This window comes from Pseudomonas costantinii, from assembly GCF_001870435.1.
GTDB classification, from domain to species: domain Bacteria; phylum Pseudomonadota; class Gammaproteobacteria; order Pseudomonadales; family Pseudomonadaceae; genus Aquipseudomonas; species Aquipseudomonas costantinii.
Genome location: NZ_MDDR01000035.1, coordinates 196549 through 213174 on the forward strand (window position 1 = coordinate 196549; position 16626 = coordinate 213174).

At 59.3% G+C, this 16626-nt stretch carries 13 protein-coding genes; 7 read left to right on the forward strand and 6 right to left on the reverse strand.

From position 1 onward, the window contains the following. The first annotated feature begins 23 nt into the window (after positions 1–23). Both BFL40_RS19670 and radA read left to right on the forward strand, forming a co-directional pair. Entirely contained in the window at positions 24–563 is a 540-nt protein-coding gene (locus BFL40_RS19670) for an ankyrin repeat domain-containing protein (RefSeq protein ID WP_071485508.1), read from the forward strand. A 35-nt stretch (positions 564–598) separates the two neighbouring features. Next, positions 599–1966 (forward strand): DNA repair protein RadA, encoded by a 1368-nt coding sequence (gene radA, locus BFL40_RS19675; RefSeq protein WP_071485509.1) that lies wholly within the window; start codon positions 599–601, stop codon positions 1964–1966. A gap of 115 nt (positions 1967–2081) precedes the next feature. Here radA and BFL40_RS19680 read toward each other — a convergent pair whose 3' ends face one another. Beyond that, positions 2082–2450 carry a PilZ domain-containing protein gene (locus BFL40_RS19680; protein ID WP_071485510.1) on the reverse strand — a complete coding sequence of 123 codons (369 nt, stop codon included), beginning with the start codon at positions 2448–2450 and terminating at the stop codon, positions 2082–2084. Positions 2451–2624: 174 nt separating this feature from the next. On the opposite strand from BFL40_RS19680, the gene BFL40_RS19685 reads away from it, so the two are divergent. From BFL40_RS19685 to yjiA, 3 genes are all read left to right on the forward strand, one after another. Continuing rightward, positions 2625–4691 carry a carbon starvation CstA family protein gene (locus tag BFL40_RS19685; protein WP_071485511.1) on the forward strand — a complete coding sequence of 689 codons (2067 nt, stop codon included), beginning with the start codon at positions 2625–2627 and terminating at the stop codon, positions 4689–4691. Positions 4692–4706: 15 nt separating this feature from the next. Beyond that, positions 4707–4904 carry a YbdD/YjiX family protein gene (locus BFL40_RS19690; RefSeq protein ID WP_017737420.1) on the forward strand — a complete coding sequence of 66 codons (198 nt, stop codon included), beginning with the start codon at positions 4707–4709 and terminating at the stop codon, positions 4902–4904. 154 nt (positions 4905–5058) lie between these two features. Then, complete coding sequence (gene yjiA, locus BFL40_RS19695) at positions 5059–6015, forward strand: GTPase (RefSeq protein ID WP_071485512.1); 957 nt, start codon at positions 5059–5061, stop codon at positions 6013–6015. 173 nt (positions 6016–6188) lie between these two features. Here the strand turns inward: yjiA and glyA are convergent, their stop codons facing one another. Next, on the reverse strand, positions 6189–7442 hold the full coding sequence (gene glyA, locus BFL40_RS19700; protein WP_010174925.1) for a serine hydroxymethyltransferase: 1254 nt from the start codon (positions 7440–7442) through the stop codon (positions 6189–6191). Positions 7443–7690: 248 nt separating this feature from the next. After that, complete coding sequence (locus BFL40_RS19705) at positions 7691–11542, reverse strand: bifunctional diguanylate cyclase/phosphodiesterase (protein WP_071485513.1); 3852 nt, start codon at positions 11540–11542, stop codon at positions 7691–7693. A gap of 285 nt (positions 11543–11827) precedes the next feature. Here BFL40_RS19705 and ettA point away from each other — a divergent pair, with 285 nt between their 5' ends. Both ettA and gdhA read left to right on the forward strand, forming a co-directional pair. Next, complete coding sequence (ettA, locus tag BFL40_RS19710) at positions 11828–13492, forward strand: energy-dependent translational throttle protein EttA (protein ID WP_071485514.1); 1665 nt, start codon at positions 11828–11830, stop codon at positions 13490–13492. A 273-nt stretch (positions 13493–13765) separates the two neighbouring features. Next, entirely contained in the window at positions 13766–15103 is a 1338-nt protein-coding gene (gene gdhA, locus BFL40_RS19715; protein ID WP_071485515.1) for an NADP-specific glutamate dehydrogenase, read from the forward strand. Between the two features lie 135 nt (positions 15104–15238). On the opposite strand, the gene BFL40_RS19720 is transcribed toward gdhA, so the two are convergent. From BFL40_RS19720 to BFL40_RS19730, 3 genes are all read right to left on the reverse strand, one after another. Beyond that, positions 15239–15751 (reverse strand): GreA/GreB family elongation factor, encoded by a 513-nt coding sequence (locus tag BFL40_RS19720; RefSeq protein ID WP_071485516.1) that lies wholly within the window; start codon positions 15749–15751, stop codon positions 15239–15241. A gap of 70 nt (positions 15752–15821) precedes the next feature. Beyond that, positions 15822–16178, reverse strand: a complete 357-nt coding sequence (locus BFL40_RS19725; RefSeq protein WP_071485517.1) for a hypothetical protein — start codon at positions 16176–16178, stop codon at positions 15822–15824. Positions 16179–16285: 107 nt separating this feature from the next. Further along, positions 16286–16591 carry a chorismate mutase gene (locus tag BFL40_RS19730; RefSeq protein WP_071485518.1) on the reverse strand — a complete coding sequence of 102 codons (306 nt, stop codon included), beginning with the start codon at positions 16589–16591 and terminating at the stop codon, positions 16286–16288. Between the last annotated feature and the right edge of the window lie 35 nt (positions 16592–16626).

Here is a 16626-nt window from a genome sequence, read left to right on the forward strand (position 1 = left end):
CGACCCCAGTTAGGAGAAAACCTGTGCGAGTTTCTATTGGTTTACTAATGGCCATGCTTGCCTTTGTCGCCCACGCCGAGTCCCCCGACCCGAGCGCACTCAAAGCACAATTGCAGGACTACTACTTCGATGCCGCCCGCCGTGGCGATATCGACATGCTTAATACCTTTATCGAATCCGGCTATGGCCTCAACACCCAGGACGACAAGGGTTACACCGCGCTGATCCTCGCTGCTTATCACGGCCAGGGGCCCTTCGTGGAGCGGCTGCTCAACGCGGGAGCCGACGCCTGTGTGCAGGACAAACGCGGCAACACCGCCCTGATGGGCGCGATCTTCAAGGGCGAACTGAAAATCGCCCAGCGACTGCTGGCGACCGACTGCAACCCCGACCAGCGTAACGGTGCCGGGCAAACTGCCGCCATGTACGCCGGGTTGTTCAAGCGCGTCGAACTGCTGGATGAATTGAAAGCCAGAGGCGCCGACCTCAACGCAGAGGACCCGATCGGCAACAGCGCTTCACGATTGGCCAGCGGTGAAATCCGGACCCCGGCGCCGCGCTGAGCTATCATCGCGGTTTTTCGGTTGGAGGTTCTCAAATGGCAAAGGCCAAGCGCATGTACGGCTGCACGGAGTGCGGCGCGACCTTTCCCAAGTGGGCCGGCCAATGCACCGAGTGCGGTGCGTGGAACACCCTGACTGAAACCATGATTGAAAGCGGTGGCGCCGCGGCCCCCTCCGGCCGCGCAGGCTGGACCGGGCAACAGGCGCAGATCAAGACCCTGGCCGAAGTCAGCGTCGAAGAGATCCCGCGTTTCTCCACGGCTTCCGGCGAACTGGATCGGGTACTCGGCGGTGGCCTGGTGGACGGCTCGGTGGTGCTGATCGGTGGCGACCCCGGCATCGGTAAATCGACGATCCTGCTGCAAACCCTGTGCAGCATTGCCAGCCGCATGCCGGCACTGTATGTCACCGGTGAAGAGTCCCAGCAACAAGTGGCCATGCGTGCCCGTCGGCTAGGCTTGCCCCAGGACCAACTGCGGGTGATGACCGAAACCTGCATCGAAAGCATCATCGCCACGGCCCGGATCGAAAAACCCAAGGTCATGGTGATCGACTCGATCCAGACGATTTTCACCGAACAATTGCAGTCGGCACCCGGTGGCGTGTCCCAGGTGCGCGAAAGTGCGGCGCTGCTGGTGCGCTATGCCAAGCAGAGCGGCACGGCGATCTTCCTGGTCGGCCACGTGACCAAAGAAGGCGCACTGGCCGGGCCACGCGTGCTGGAGCATATGGTCGACACCGTGCTGTATTTCGAAGGCGAGTCCGATGGTCGTTTGCGTTTGCTGCGAGCGGTGAAGAACCGCTTTGGCGCGGTGAACGAACTGGGCGTATTTGCCATGACTGACCGGGGGCTGAAAGAAGTCTCCAACCCGTCGGCAATTTTTCTGACCCGCGCCCAGGAAGAAGTCCCGGGCAGTGTGGTAATGGCGACGTGGGAAGGTACTCGGCCGATGCTGGTGGAAGTCCAGGCGCTGGTGGATGACAGCCATCTGGCCAACCCGCGCCGGGTAACCCTCGGTCTGGATCAGAACCGCTTGGCGATGCTGCTCGCGGTATTGCACCGTCACGGCGGCATTCCCACCCACGACCAGGATGTATTCCTCAACGTGGTCGGCGGGGTCAAAGTGCTGGAAACTGCATCTGACCTGGCCTTGATGGCGGCGGTGATGTCCAGCCTGCGTAATCGACCGCTGCCCCACGATTTGCTGGTGTTTGGTGAAGTCGGCCTTTCCGGTGAAGTGCGACCGGTGCCTAGCGGCCAGGAAAGACTGAAAGAAGCGGCCAAGCACGGTTTCAAACGCGCGATCGTGCCCAAAGGTAATGCGCCGAAGGAGTCGCCGCCGGGAATACAGATTATTGGGGTGACGCGGTTGGAGCAGGCGTTGGATGCGTTGTTCGAGTAACCACCGATATCACGGCCTGCAGGGTTCAGTGTGGGAGTCGGGCTTGACCGCGATTAGGGCGTGTCAGTTAAAAATCACCAAGACAGTTGCTCCCACATTGGCTCGGCGTCAATGTTCAAATTCCCAGCAACGCCGCCAACTCACGATGCAGTTCATCCTCATCACCCAGATTTAACTCAATCAACCGCCGCAAATGGCTGATCGAGTCCAGGTCGATGTGTTGGCACACGAAGCCCAGTTGGCCATGATCTTCGTGTGTCAGCCGGGCTTGCATCTTTATATGGGCCTTTGGGTCCAGGCGTATGTCGACGTCGAATGGCAGCGCTTTATTCCCCTTCCAGCCTTCGGGTCGTTGCACCAACAAGCCCTTCAGCGACAGATCCACCAATTGCACCGGCCACTCCCTGCCGTTTTGCCGAAGTTCGGTCTTGGCGTCAAAGGCTATCCGGCGAAAACGGCGGCGATCAGACGGTTGCTCGGTCATGGTGAAACCCTCTGTGGATAGGGGGATTGTAGCCCTGCGCCACTATTGGGCCGGTTTTTCTGCTTTTTTTGCCTCGTGAAGGCTCTAGACCAACGTAGGGGGGTGGCCTTTGAGGCCAACAGCGCTAAACTCGGAACGGCTGTCCTTTCTGTCCACCCTGGCTGGAATATAAAAATGAAAAATAATAATAGCCTGCTACGCCACCTACCCTGGCTGGTGCTGGCAATCGTAGGAGCGTGCGCCCTGGGCGTAGTGGCCTTGCGCCGCGGCGAGGCGATCAACGCCTTGTGGATTGTGGTCGCAGCTGTGGCCATCTACCTGGTTGCGTACCGTTACTACAGTCTGTTCATCGCAAATAATGTGATGCAGCTTGATTCACGGCGGGCCACCCCCGCAGTGCTCAATAACGACGGTCTGGACTATGTGCCGACCAACAAACACATCCTTTTCGGTCACCACTTTGCGGCGATTGCCGGTGCAGGCCCTCTGGTCGGTCCGGTACTGGCGGCGCAAATGGGCTACCTGCCCGGCACCCTGTGGCTGATTGCCGGGGTGGTGCTGGCCGGTGCGGTGCAGGACTTCATGGTTCTGTTCCTGTCCACTCGTCGCAATGGTCGCTCCCTGGGGGACATGGTCCGCGAAGAGATGGGCCGCATTCCCGGGACCATTGCGCTGTTTGGCTGCTTCCTGATCATGATCATCATCCTCGCGGTGTTGGCCCTGATCGTAGTCAAAGCCTTGGCCGAGAGCCCATGGGGCATCTTTACCGTGATGGCAACCATCCCGATCGCGATGTTCATGGGCGTGTACATGCGCTACATCCGCCCGGGTCGTATCGGTGAAATTTCGATTATCGGCGTGCTGTTGCTGCTGGGTTCGATCTGGCTGGGCGGGCAAATTGCCGCTGACCCGGTCTGGGCCAAGGCCTTCTCCTTTACCGGAATCCAGATTACCTGGATGCTGATCGGCTACGGTTTTGTGGCTGCGGTACTGCCGGTGTGGCTGATCCTTGCACCGCGTGACTACCTTTCTACTTTCCTGAAAATCGGCACCATCATTGCCTTGGCAATCGGCATCCTGGTCACCATGCCAGAGCTGAAAATGCCGGCCCTGACCCAGTTCATCGATGGCACTGGCCCGGTGTGGAAGGGCGGCCTGTTCCCGTTCCTGTTCATCACCATCGCCTGTGGCGCGGTCTCGGGTTTTCACGCGCTGATCTCCTCGGGCACCACGCCCAAGCTGCTGGATAACGAAACCAACGCGCGCTACATCGGTTACGGCGCGATGCTGATGGAGTCGTTCGTGGCGATCATGGCCATGGTTGCCGCTTCGGTGATCGAGCCTGGCGTGTATTTCGCCATGAACAGCCCGGCGGCCGTGGTCGGCGGTGATGTGGTGGCTGTGGCGCAAACCGTCAGCAGTTGGGGCTTTGCAATTACCCCGGAAGCGCTGACTGCGGTGGCCCATGACATCGGCGAAACCACCATCCTGGCGCGTGCCGGCGGTGCACCAACCCTGGCGGTGGGTATCGCGCAGATCCTGCACAGTGTGCTGCCAGGTGAAAACACCATGGCGTTCTGGTACCACTTTGCGATTCTGTTCGAAGCGTTGTTCATCCTGACGGCGGTCGACGCCGGTACCCGTGCCGGTCGCTTCATGCTGCAAGACTTGCTGGGTTCCTTTGTGCCTTCGCTCAAGCGCACCGAGTCCTGGACTGCCAACCTGATTGCTACAGCCGGTTGTGTGGCGATGTGGGGTTACCTGTTGTACCAAGGCGTGATCGACCCACTGGGCGGTATCAACACCTTGTGGCCGTTGTTCGGTATCTCCAACCAGATGCTGGCCGGTATCGCGCTGATGCTCGCCACGGTTGTGCTGATCAAAATGAAACGCCAACGCTACATCTGGGTGACCATGCTGCCGGCGGTATGGCTGCTGATTTGCACCACCACGGCGGGCTTCATCAAGCTGTTCGATGCCAACCCTGCGATCGGCTTCCTGTCGCTGGCCAAGAAGTACAGCGATGCCCTGGCCAACGGCCAGATCCTGGCACCGGCCAAGAACGTCGACCAGATGCAGCATGTGATCTGGAACGCCTACACCAACGCAACGCTGACGGCGCTGTTCCTGTTCGTGGTATTCAGCATTCTGTTCTATGCGCTCAAGGTCGGTGTTGCCGCCTGGGGCAACAAAGAACGTACGGATAAAGAAGCCCCGTTCCAGGCCGTACCGGACGCGTAATCGAGGATTGCAACCATGTTCAATGACATCAGTCGCCTCGGTAAATACCTCGGTCAGGCCGCGCGCCTGATGGTCGGCATGCCCGACTACGACACGTACGTCGAGCATATGCAAACCAAGCACCCGGACAAGCCGATGATGGACTACAAGACGTTCTTCCGGGAACGTCAGGAAGCCCGTTACGGCGGCAAGGGTGGGCCTAAGTGCTGCTGACCCGATAGTTCGGGTGGGTAGTGATTCCTTGTGGGAGGGGGCTTGTTCCCGATAGCGGTGTGTCAGTGACCTATAAGTGCCTGACACACCGCTATCGGGAGCAAGCCCCCTCCCACATTTGTTTGTGTTCCTTCAGTTATAAGGAGAACTGTCTTTGTCCTCTCCCATCCCAGTCACCATCCTCAGCGGCTTCCTCGGCGCCGGCAAAACCACCTTGCTGCGCCATCTGCTCAAGGCTGAGCACGGCCTGAAAATCGCCGTGATCGAAAACGAATTCAGTGATGCCGGTATCGACACCCAGCTGTTGGGCGAAGAACCGGTGCAAGTCATGACGCTGTCCAACGGCTGCGTCTGCTGCACCATTCACACCGACCTGACCAAGGCCCTGTACCTGCTGCTGGAGCGCCTGGACAGTGGCGTGATCGCCTTCGACCGGTTGGTGATCGAATGCACTGGCCTGGCTGACCCGGCGCCGGTGGCCCAGACCTTTTTCATCGATGAAGAACTGCGCGAGCGCTACATTCTTGACGGCATCATCACCCTGGTGGACGCGGCCCATGCCGAGCATCACCTGACCCAAACTATCGCCCAGGCCCAGATTGGTTTCGCCGACCGTCTGCTGGTGAGCAAGCGCGATCTGGTGGACGAGGCGACGTTTGATGCCCTCAGCCAGCGCCTTACCCGCATCAACCGTCGCGCGCCGATTCGCGTAGTCGACCATGGCAACATCGACCTGGCTGAATTGCTCGATGTGCGCGGCTTCAACCTCAACGCAGGCATGAGCCTGCGCCCGGTGAGCGCTGCGCCGTCCATCGACCGCATCGCAAGCCTGGTGCTGCGTACCGACCAGCCGCTGGATATCGACCGCCTCAGCGAGTTCATGAATGAACTGCTGGAAGACCACGGCAAGCAACTGCTGCGCTACAAGGGCGTGCTGAACATTGCCGGGGAAGACCGGCGCATGGTGTTCCAGGGCGTGCTCAAACTCTACGGCTTCGACTGGGACACTGAATGGGCCGAGGGCGAGGCGCGGGAAAGTGTGATTGTGTTTATTGCCGATGAACTGCCGGAACAGAAGATTCGCGAAGGCTTTACCCGCGTTTACCAGTGATCGTTCCCACGCTCTGCGTGGGAATGCAGCCTAGGACGCTCCGCGTCCCAAAGCGTGACGCGGAGCGTCACAAGAGGCGTTCCCACGCAGAGCGTGGGAACGATCGTAAGTGTTTGCTTCAGGCATAAAAAAGCCCGGCTCAAGAGCCGGGCTTTTCATTCAAGCAACTGCAATCAAGCGCCGTATACCGGCAGCTTTTTGCAGATGGCCTTGACCTTCTCACGTACCGCGTCGATCACGGCTTCGTTGTTCAGGTCAGCCAGGATGTCGCAGATCCAACCGGCCAGTTCCTTGCACTCTGCTTCCTTGAAGCCACGAGTGGTCACAGCCGGGGTGCCGAAGCGCAGGCCGGAGGTGACGAACGGCGAACGTGGGTCGTTCGGCACGGAGTTCTTGTTCACGGTGATGAAGGCTTTGCCTAGGGCAGCGTCAGCATCTTTACCGGAGATGTCCTGCTTGATCAGCGACAGCAGGAACAGGTGGTTCTCAGTACCGCCGGAGACCACGTCAAAGCCGCGCTCGATGAACACACCGGCCATGGCCTTGGCGTTTTTCACCACTTGTTGCTGGTAGGTTTTGAACTCAGGCTGCAGGGCTTCCTTGAAGCAGATCGCTTTAGCCGCGATCACGTGCTCCAGCGGGCCACCCTGGCCACCTGGGAACACAGCGGAGTTCAGCTTCTTCTCGATCTCGGCGTTGGCGCGAGCCAGGATCAGGCCGCCACGTGGACCGCGCAGGGTCTTGTGGGTAGTGGTGGTCACTACGTCAGCGAAAGGAACCGGGTTCGGGTAAACGCCGGCGGCAACCAAACCAGCTACGTGGGCCATGTCGACGAACAGGTACGCGCCAACCTTGTCAGCGATAGCGCGGAAACGTGGGAAATCCAGGATCTGCGAGTAGGCAGAGAAACCGGCCACGATCATTTTTGGCTTGTGTTCAACAGCCAGGCGCTCGACTTCGTCGTAGTCGATCAGGCCGTTGCCATCGATACCGTACTGAACGGCGTTGTACAGCTTGCCGGAGGAGGAAACGCTGGCGCCGTGGGTCAGGTGACCGCCGTGGGCCAGGCTCATGCCCAGGATGGTGTCGCCCGCTTGCAGCAGGGCCAGGTAAACGGCGCTGTTGGCTTGGGAGCCGGCGTGTGGCTGGACGTTGGCATAATCGGCACCGAACAGTTCCTTGGCACGGTCGATGGCCAACTGCTCAACGATGTCGACGTACTCGCAACCGCCGTAGTAGCGCTTGCCTGGGTAGCCTTCGGCGTACTTGTTGGTCAGAACCGAACCTTGAGCCTCCATGACCGCAGGGCTGGTGTAGTTTTCCGAAGCGATCAGCTCAATGTGCTCTTCCTGGCGCACGGCTTCTTGCTCCATGGCGGCAAAGAGATCGGCGTCGTACTTGGCAATAGTCAAATCACGGCTGAACATGGCGGTCCTCAAGGATCGGGGCAGAAAAGAAGCGCATTCTAACTCAATGGGTTTTAGATGGCATATGAAAGGACATCATGTCGCGGACAAGTGGCTTTCATCTGGGGATCAGTGGTGTGTTGATCGTTCCCACGCTCTGCGTGGGAATGCCACCCGGACGCTCCGCGTCTGCTCTTGAGGTTGTGACGCGGAGCGTCACGGGATGCATTCCCACGCGGAGCGTGGGAACGATCCACATAAGCGGTAAATCAGTCGAACATGAACAGCGCATCATTGCTGAACTGCGCTTCAAACCGATTCGCTGGCATCGGCCGCCCGAACAGGTACCCCTGAACCTCATCACACCCATGCTCACGCAGGAAGTCCAACTGCTCATGGGTTTCCACGCCTTCAGCGATCACCGCCAGGTTCAGGCTGTGGGCCATGGCGATAATGGCGCGGGCTATCTGCGCATCCTGCTCACCGGACGGCAGGCCATCGACGAAAGTGCGGTCGATTTTCAACACGTCGATGGGGAATTGCTTGAGGTAGTTCAGTGACGAATAGCCTGTACCAAAGTCGTCGACCGCGATGCTCAGGCCGAGGTTTTTCAGGCTGGCGAGGATCTGCATGGCTTCGTTGACTTCGCGCATCAAGATACTTTCGGTCAGCTCCAACTCCAGGCACGCCGGCGGCAGGCCAGTGTCCTTGAGGATGGTAGCGATGCGCTCACCCAACTGGCCATCGGAGAATTGCCGCGCCGAGATGTTCACCGAGACCTTCGGCACTCGTACTTTGTTCTGGTGCCAGGTCTTGAGCTGGCGACAGGCTTCGCTGAGCACCCAATCACCTACGTCCACCACCAGCCCCAATTCTTCCAGCACCGGAATAAAATCACCCGGCGGCACCAGGCCTCGGCGCGGGTGGCGCCAGCGCAGCAGGGCTTCGGCGCCGGTCAAACGCTTGCCGTCGCCGCTGAATTGCGGCTGGTAGTACAGCACGAATTCGTTCTGGTCCAGGGCATGGCGCAAGTCGCTTTCCAGCTCCAGGCGTTCCAGGGCGCTGGCGTTCATGTCGGCCTGGTAGAACTGGAAGTTGTTCTTGCCGCGCTCCTTGGCGTGATACATCGCGGTGTCCGCGTTCTTCATCAACTGACTCAGCTCATTGCCGTCCTGCGGGCTGAGCGCGATGCCGATACTGGCGGTCACAAAGAACTCGCGGCCTTCCAGCACAAACGGCCTCACCAGGCTGGCCAGAATCTGCTCGGCCACGTGAATCGCGCGGTTCAGCGCCATGTCACGGTTGACCCGCGGTTGCAGGAGCAGAGTGAATTCATCGCCGCCCATGCGCGCTACGGTGTCGTCTTCGGCCACACAGCCCAGCAGGCGGGTGGCCATTTCCTTGAGCATGCGGTCGCCGGCGGCATGGCCCAGGGAGTCGTTGATCGGTTTGAAACGGTCGAGGTCGAGGAACATCAGCACCACCCACGACTTCTGTCGCTCGGCTGACTGCAGTGCCGTGTGCAGGCGGTCCTGGAACAGAGTGCGGTTAGGCAGGTGGGTCAGGGCGTCGTAATACGCCAGGCGGTGGATGCGCTGTTCGCTGGCCTTGCGTTCGCTGATATCACTGAAGAAACACACGTAGCTGGCCAAGTCGCCTTCATCGTCGAACACGGCGGTAATGCCGACCCAGGCCGGGTAATGCTCGCCATTGCGCCGCTTGAGCCAGACTTCGCCTTCCCAGGTGCTGTGCTGGTGCAACTGCTTGAGCACGTAGCGCAGGTGGGCTTCCTGTTGTTCATCGACGGTGAGCATGTTCGGCAGCTGGTCGAGCACATCGCTCACCGCATACCCGCTGACCCGGCTGAACGCCTCGTTGGCCTGCACGATATAGCCGGCCGGGTCGGTGATCAGGATCGCGGAGGTGGAGTGCTCGAAAACCGTGGCCGCCATGCGCAGGTCTTTTTCAGCGCGGCGCTGCTGGCTGATATCACGACCAACGCCAAGAATGCCTTCAAATGCGCCGTGCTCATCCCAGACCAGCACCAGGCGCAGCTCGATCGGTACTTTACGGCCATCGGCACGCAGGCAGTCGAACAGGAATAATTGGGTTTGGACCTCATCGCGCAGCTTGTTCAACGCAGCGGGGTCACCCAGGGCGCGGCTGACCTGTTCCACCAGGCTATAAATGCCGGTCAGTTGTTGCGGGTTAGCAATGATTGACTGCCAGCCGTTCTTGAATACCCAGTCCACGTCATAACCCAACACAGTGTTGACCGACGGGCTGATGTAGTTGAGGGCCAGTTGGCTGTCGGTGGAGCAGATCACGTCGCTGATACTTTCGGCCAGCATGCGGTAGCGCTGCTCGCTGTCGCGCAAGGATTCGCTGGCTTCAATCTGATCGGTAATGTCCTTGGCCACGCCGATGATCCGTGTGACCACCGCGGTCTTGTCTCGGGCCAGGGCTTGCTCGCGGATATCAAAGCGTCGCCATTGGTTATTGCGGTGACGAAAGCGTAATTGGCACTGCAATTGGGTCGAATAGCCGACCTGGCGTTGCTGCTGGCGTAAGTCGTGGTAATACCCCGCGTCTTCGGGGTGTAGCAGTATTTCCCAGAAGTACTCACCCATTTGCTGCAATTCGGCCTTGTTGTAGCCAAGGGTGTGGCCCAAATGGTGGTTACTGAAAATCATGCGCTGGCTGATCACGTCCTGCACATATAAGTGATCAGGGACGGTGCGTACCACGTCTGACCAGAAGCTCTCACGCTCCACCAACGACAGTTCGATCAGCTTGCGGCTGGTGATGTCGCTGATGCTGAGGATCACGGCCTTGAAGTCGGCCTGTTGTTCCGGCAGGCGCATCACCAGCCACAAGTATTGCTCGTTGCCGGCCACATCGTTGAGTTGGATTTCCAGTTCCAGCTGTTTTTGCTGGGTCAGCACCGCTTCGAGCACCTGGTAACCGATGGCCGTGGCGTTGCGCGGGTAATCATCGATCAGGCGCTCCCAGGCTTCGTCACACGACCCCACGTTCAGCAGGCGCACGGCCACTTGGTTGACCTCGGTGATGCGCAGTTCCTTGAGCAGTTGTTGGCGCTCTTCGGGGTTGTCTTGCTGCCAGGTGTGCAGTTGCTCACGCGTCTGTATTTGCGCCTTGTCGAAGAACGCCTTCAGCTCCGACAGGTCAAGCACACACAAGGCCACGCCAGTGCCTTCAAAGATATCCTGATAGCGCCGTCGGCCTTCGTGCACTTGGCGCTGACGGCGACGCATGTTCAGCAGCACAATCACCGGAATCAGCGAGAAGGCCAGGCCCAGCAAGCATTTACCGATAAACGCCGGCAGTAATTGCTCCAGTACGGCGCTGCGGTCGAATAAGCCGCGCAATTGCCAGTCACTTTTGCTCAGGGGCGTGACCAGCACGCTTTTATTCAACTCATCCGGTGTCAGCGCAGAGGCCCACTGCGCCGGCATGCCGCTGTCACGGCTGACCACGCGATGGTTCAGGCGATTCTCGATGGCCCACATCGGGCGCTGGCCCTGGCCGTCCTGGCGGGTGAGGTTGGCCAGGTAGTCAGGCGCCAGGCGCAGGGCCCAGTACATTCTTGAGCCGCCGCTGGGCTGGTGCAGCAACAGATAAATGAGGGTGCCGTCGTTGTTGTTGCTCAGGTAATAAGGTTGAGAGTGGCTGCGCTGGACCAGCTCTTCAAGCCAGGCGCCGTCTTGGCTGTCTTTGGCACTGTCACTGATCATTGCGCCGCTGGGGGCCAGCAGGGCAATGCTGCGCAGCTCCGGCAGCGAGCGTTGCAAGGTGCGCATCAGGGCCTGTTGCTGTTCGTCGTCGCGCGGTGGCTCGACCATCGGCAGCAGGTTCAGCGCTATTTTTGCGCTTAGAGCCATGTTCAGGCTGATCTGCTCAGCCAGGTCGGCGCTGTAGTTAATGGTGTATTGCTGCTGGTTTTTCTGGTTCTGCTGCAACTGGTCCAGCAGTTGCCAGAACAATAAGGCGAGCAGCATAAGGACAAGCGTCGCCAATGCGCCTTTGAGGGTGCCGTGCAGGGGCGCTCCCGGCGCTATATGAGCGGCGCGCAGTGGAGTTGGCGGTGTGACTTTGGACAAACTGTGATCCTGCGGTTTGGCTGGACTGGCGCGCGACGTGCACTATAAGCCGGACGCCCGAAGGGCGGCTAGCATGCCCTGACTTGTGGCAAAGTGCCAGCCCCGCCTGGCTGGACTGGTCAAGCGCATTCAGGTAGCTTTGCCGGTTACGCGGGGGCGTTCCAGCCCCAGACACTCAGGCTTTTTCCGCTCGCAGGCATTGATCTCCGTCAACGGCCCGCGCGGCGCATGGCCTGGCACGGGCTTCGCCCGCTTAATTCATCAGTCACTGACGCTAGGTTCACCATGGCTCAATACGTCTTCACCATGCATCGGCTGGGAAAAGTTGTTCCGCCGAAGCGGGAAATCCTGAAAAATATTTCGCTGTCCTTCTTCCCAGGCGCCAAGATCGGCGTGCTCGGCCTCAACGGTTCGGGTAAGTCCACGCTGCTGAAAATCATGGCCGGCGTCGACACTGAGTTCGAAGGCGAAGCTCGCCCGATGCCTGAACTGAACATCGGCTACCTGCCGCAAGAGCCGATCCTGGACCCGACCAAGACCGTACGTGAAGTGGTCGAGGAAGCCGTCAGCGTGATCAAGAACGCCCAGGCCCGTCTGGACGAGGTCTACGCGGCTTACGCTGAAGAAGACGCCGACTTCGACAAACTGGCGGCTGAACAAGCCAAGCTCGAGGCCATCCTGCAGGCCAGCGACGGTCACAACCTGGAGCGCCAACTGGAAGTCGCCGCCGATGCGCTGCGCCTGCCGGCGTGGGACGCCAAGGTCGAATTCCTGTCCGGTGGTGAGAAACGTCGTGTGGCCCTGTGCCGCCTGCTGCTGTCGGCCCCTGACATGCTGCTGCTCGACGAACCAACCAACCACTTGGACGCCGATTCCGTCGCCTGGCTGGAACATTTCCTTCACGATTTCCCAGGCACCGTGGTTGCGATCACGCACGACCGGTACTTCCTGGACAACGTTGCCGGCTGGATCCTCGAGCTCGACCGTGGCGCGGGTATCCCTTACGAGGGCAACTACTCTGGTTGGCTGGAAGCCAAGTCCGACCGTCTGGCCGCCGAATCCAAGCAGCAATCGGCCCATGAAAAAGCCATGAAGGAAGAACTGGAGTGGGTGCGCAAAGGCGCCAAGGCCCGCCAGTCCAAATCCAAGGCTCGTCTGCAACGCTTTGAAGAAATGCAATCGCAGGAATTCCAGAAGCGCAGTGAAACCAACGAGATCTACATCCCGGCCGGTCCGCGCCTGGGTGACAAGGTCATCGAGTTCAAGAACGTTTCCAAAGGCTATGGCGACCGCGTGTTGATCGACAACCTGTCGTTCTCCATGCCAAAAGGCGCGATCGTCGGCGTTATCGGTGGTAACGGTGCGGGTAAATCCACGCTGTTCCGCATGCTGATGGGCAAGGAGACTCCGGACTCGGGCAGCATCGAAGTCGGCGAAACCGTGCAGCTGGCTTGTGTGGATCAGAGCCGCGAAGACCTGGATGGCAGCAAAACTGTATTCCAGCAAATCTCCGATGGTTCCGACCAGATCCGTATCGGCAACTATGAAATCCCGTCGCGCACCTACGTCGGCCGTTTCAACTTCAAGGGTGGCGACCAGCAGAAGTTCGTCAAGGACCTGTCCGGTGGTGAGCGCGGTCGCTTGCACCTGGCCCTGACCTTGAAAGAGGGCGGCAACGTGTTGCTGCTCGACGAACCGTCCAACGACCTCGACGTTGAAACCCTGCGTTCCCTGGAAGAAGCCCTGTTGGACTTCCCGGGCGCCGCCATTGTGATCTCTCACGATCGGTGGTTCCTTGACCGCGTCGCGACTCACATCCTGGCCTACGAAGACGACTCTCAAGCCGTGTTCTTCGAAGGTAACTACACCGAGTACGAAGCGGACCGTAAAAAGCGTTTGGGCGATGCCGCTGCCCAGCCGCACCGTGTACGGCACAAAAAGCTGGCCTGATTCAGGTCGGTGGTTTGAAAAAAGCGGAGCCTTTGGGCTCCGCTTTTTTTTGCGCATTTTTCAGGCGGACCGAGGTGGGTTCATCTGTTGGTGCATTCCTTTGATTGGTGATCCCTTTTAAGGTGCGCAAATGATGCTTTTTTGTGATTTATTTATATCCAATGCACCATTTAAATTCACAAAGGCGACATTTTGCGCTTTTCAGGTGCGGCACGAGTTGCTAAGGTCCGAGTCAAATCGCCCCTAATGACAATAAATTTGCCGAGAATTTTCATGATCGAATCTGTCGAATCTTTCCTCGCTCGCCTCAAGAAACGCGACCCCGACCAGCCTGAATTCCACCAGGCCGTAGAAGAAGTCCTGCGCAGTTTGTGGTCGTTTCTTGAAGCCAACCCCCACTACCTGACCTCGGGCATCCTGGAGCGCATTTGTGAGCCGGAGCGCGCGATTACCTTTCGGGTTTCTTGGGTGGATGATCACGGCAAGGTCCAGGTCAATCGTGGCTTCCGTATCCAGATGAACAGCGCCATTGGTCCTTACAAAGGCGGCCTGCGCTTCCATCCATCGGTGAATTTGGGCGTGCTGAAATTCCTCGCCTTCGAGCAGACCTTCAAGAATTCCCTGACCTCGCTGCCCATGGGTGGCGGTAAAGGTGGCTCGGACTTTGATCCCAAGGGCAAGAGCGACGCCGAAGTCATGCGCTTCTGCCAGGCCTTCATGAGCGAGCTGTACCGTCATATCGGCGCGGACGTGGACGTACCGGCCGGCGATATCGGCGTAGGCGCCCGTGAAATTGGTTTCCTGTTCGGTCAGTACAAACGCCTGAGCAATCAGTTCACCTCAGTGCTGACTGGCAAGGGCATGGCCTACGGCGGCAGCTTGATTCGTCCCGAAGCCACCGGTTTCGGCTGCGTGTACTTCGCCGAAGAAATGCTCAAGCGCAACGGCCAGCGGGTTGAAGGCAAGCGCGTGGCCGTCTCGGGCTCGGGTAACGTCGCACAATACGCGGCACGCAAGGTCATGGACTTGGGCGGCAAGGTGATTTCCCTGTCCGACTCCGAAGGCACCCTGTACGCCGAAGGCGGTTTGACCGAGGAGCAATGGTCGGCCCTGCTGGCGTTGAAAAACGTGCAGCGCGGTCGCATCAGCGAACTGGCTTCGCGTTTCGGCCTGGAATTCCGTGCGGGCAAGACGCCATGGGAACTGGCCTGCGACATCGCCCTGCCGTGTGCCACGCAGAATGAACTCGACGCCGACGCTGCCCGCACCTTGTTGCGCAATGGCTGCATCTGCGTGGCCGAAGGCGCCAACATGCCGACCACGCTTGCGGCTGTGGATATCTTTATCGAGGCGGGCATTCTGTTTGCGCCGGGCAAAGCGTCCAACGCAGGTGGTGTGGCCGTGAGTGGCTTGGAAATGTCGCAGAACGCCATGCGCTTGCTGTGGACCGCCGGTGAGGTGGACAGCAAACTGCACAACATCATGCAGTCGATCCACCACGCGTGCGTGCACTACGGTGAAGAAAACGGTCGGGTCAACTACGTGAAGGGCGCGAATATCGCGGGTTTTGTGAAAGTGGCCGACGCAATGCTGGCCCAAGGCATCGTTTAAACCGCAGATACATGCGCCAAACCCTCGTAGCAGCTGTCGAGCCCTAGCGAGGCTGCGTTGGGCGCGACGCAGTATTTATGTCTGACCAGGTAGCGGCGGTGCTGCTGACGTAGCCTCGCTGGCGCTCGACAACGGCTACGGGGGAGGACTCTGGCTCTCGGGCTCGATCAGCAGCACCTCGATCAACTGATCCCCGACGGGGCGCTTCCACAGCACCTCGTCGCCCACCTGGGCGCCCAGCAACGCCCGACCAAGGGGCGAGCCCCAATTGATCAAGCTCACTGTGGCATCCGCCTGATCTTCTCCGACTAACTGAATGCGCTGCTGCCCATCTTGTTCGTTGGCGAAGGTGACCCAGCTGCCGATCTGCACCTTGTCGGTGGAGGTCGCTGGCGCTACGACTTGGGCGCTTTGCACCCGCTGGTTGAAGTAACGTAAATCCCGCTCAAGGTCGGCCTGACGCTGCTTATCCATCTGCTCACCCTTGGCGGACTCAGCGCTGTGTTCGTGTTGTAACTGCGCGACCTTGGCCTGCAACTGCACCAACCCTTGCGCGGTGAGGCGGTTGGGCTGCTCGCTGATTTGACGCTCCACTGGCTGGTCAGCCTGGGCAGCGGCATTGTCTTCATTTACAAAGGCTCGGCTCATGAGGTTCTCCCTCTGTGGAGTTTGGGCCATATTCGCCGGGCTTTAGTTTCGACGGATGTCTGAAAGCGACCTATTGCGAGCGATAGGCCCTGGCTGCGTCGCGGTCCTTTTCCTGCTGCCAGGCGCGTTCACGATCGTCCCAGTGATTGTCCTTGTAGTCGCGTAACTCTTCGCTCTCACGCATCGCCTTGCACTGGCGAAAACCGTCTTCCCAGCCCTCGGCGTATTCGCGGTCTTTCAGATAACGAGGAACGTTCTTGCGAAACTCCCCGGTAATCACCCCTGCCGCCTGGCGACCACTGCTGCAGCCGTCGTCAAAGCCGTCGGCAAAGGCCGGTGGATACCCCTTGGCCAGTAAATCCTGATGGGTTGATTGGCAGCCCGTCAGCCACACCACCGCACATAGCATTACCGCATACCGCCACATTGCTAGCTCCCTGGCCGTTTCAAGGCTGATAGGGGCAAGTTTAGGTAAGGGTTTGTTGAGGGGGTGTGAAAGGGTGGTGAGAAAGGTGTTGGGTTCGCCACAGGGCTCTAGGTCGCCGGATGGATCGCCAGCGCCGCGTGTTCGTTCAACTCCTGCTGGATAAACGCCGCAATCATCGCGCGATACACCTGTTCAGTGACTTCCGGGTTGGCACCCACTGTTTGAGATAACCCCCTCACTTTGGCGATCACCTGTTCAACCCGTTGCGGCGCCTTGACGCCATCCGTGTCTTTTTTGAAGCGTGCTGCCTGGGAGACGTAACGGCCACGTTCGGCCAGCAGGGTGACGATTTGCTGGTCGAGGCGGTCGATATTTTCGCGGACTTGTTCGAGGCTGGTGCAGTTAACGTCCATGTTGATGGGGCTCCCATATTTTGGATCTTTGTTTG

Bases quoted from the DNA above. Each gene is read 5' to 3' on its own strand.
- radA (WP_071485509.1), top strand. From the start codon at position 599: ATGGCAAAGGCCAAGCGCATGTACGGCTGCACGGAGTGCGGCGCGACC.
- BFL40_RS19680 (WP_071485510.1), bottom strand. From the start codon at position 2,450: ATGACCGAGCAACCGTCTGATCGCCGCCGTTTTCGCCGGATAGCCTTT.
- BFL40_RS19685 (WP_071485511.1), top strand. From the start codon at position 2,625: ATGAAAAATAATAATAGCCTGCTACGCCACCTACCCTGGCTGGTGCTG.
- BFL40_RS19690 (WP_017737420.1), top strand. From the start codon at position 4,707: ATGTTCAATGACATCAGTCGCCTCGGTAAATACCTCGGTCAGGCCGCG.
- glyA (WP_010174925.1), bottom strand. From the start codon at position 7,442: ATGTTCAGCCGTGATTTGACTATTGCCAAGTACGACGCCGATCTCTTT.
- ettA (WP_071485514.1), top strand. From the start codon at position 11,828: ATGGCTCAATACGTCTTCACCATGCATCGGCTGGGAAAAGTTGTTCCG.
- gdhA (WP_071485515.1), top strand. From the start codon at position 13,766: ATGATCGAATCTGTCGAATCTTTCCTCGCTCGCCTCAAGAAACGCGAC.
- BFL40_RS19720 (WP_071485516.1), bottom strand. From the start codon at position 15,751: ATGAGCCGAGCCTTTGTAAATGAAGACAATGCCGCTGCCCAGGCTGAC.
- BFL40_RS19725 (WP_071485517.1), bottom strand. From the start codon at position 16,178: ATGTGGCGGTATGCGGTAATGCTATGTGCGGTGGTGTGGCTGACGGGC.
- BFL40_RS19730 (WP_071485518.1), bottom strand. From the start codon at position 16,591: ATGGACGTTAACTGCACCAGCCTCGAACAAGTCCGCGAAAATATCGAC.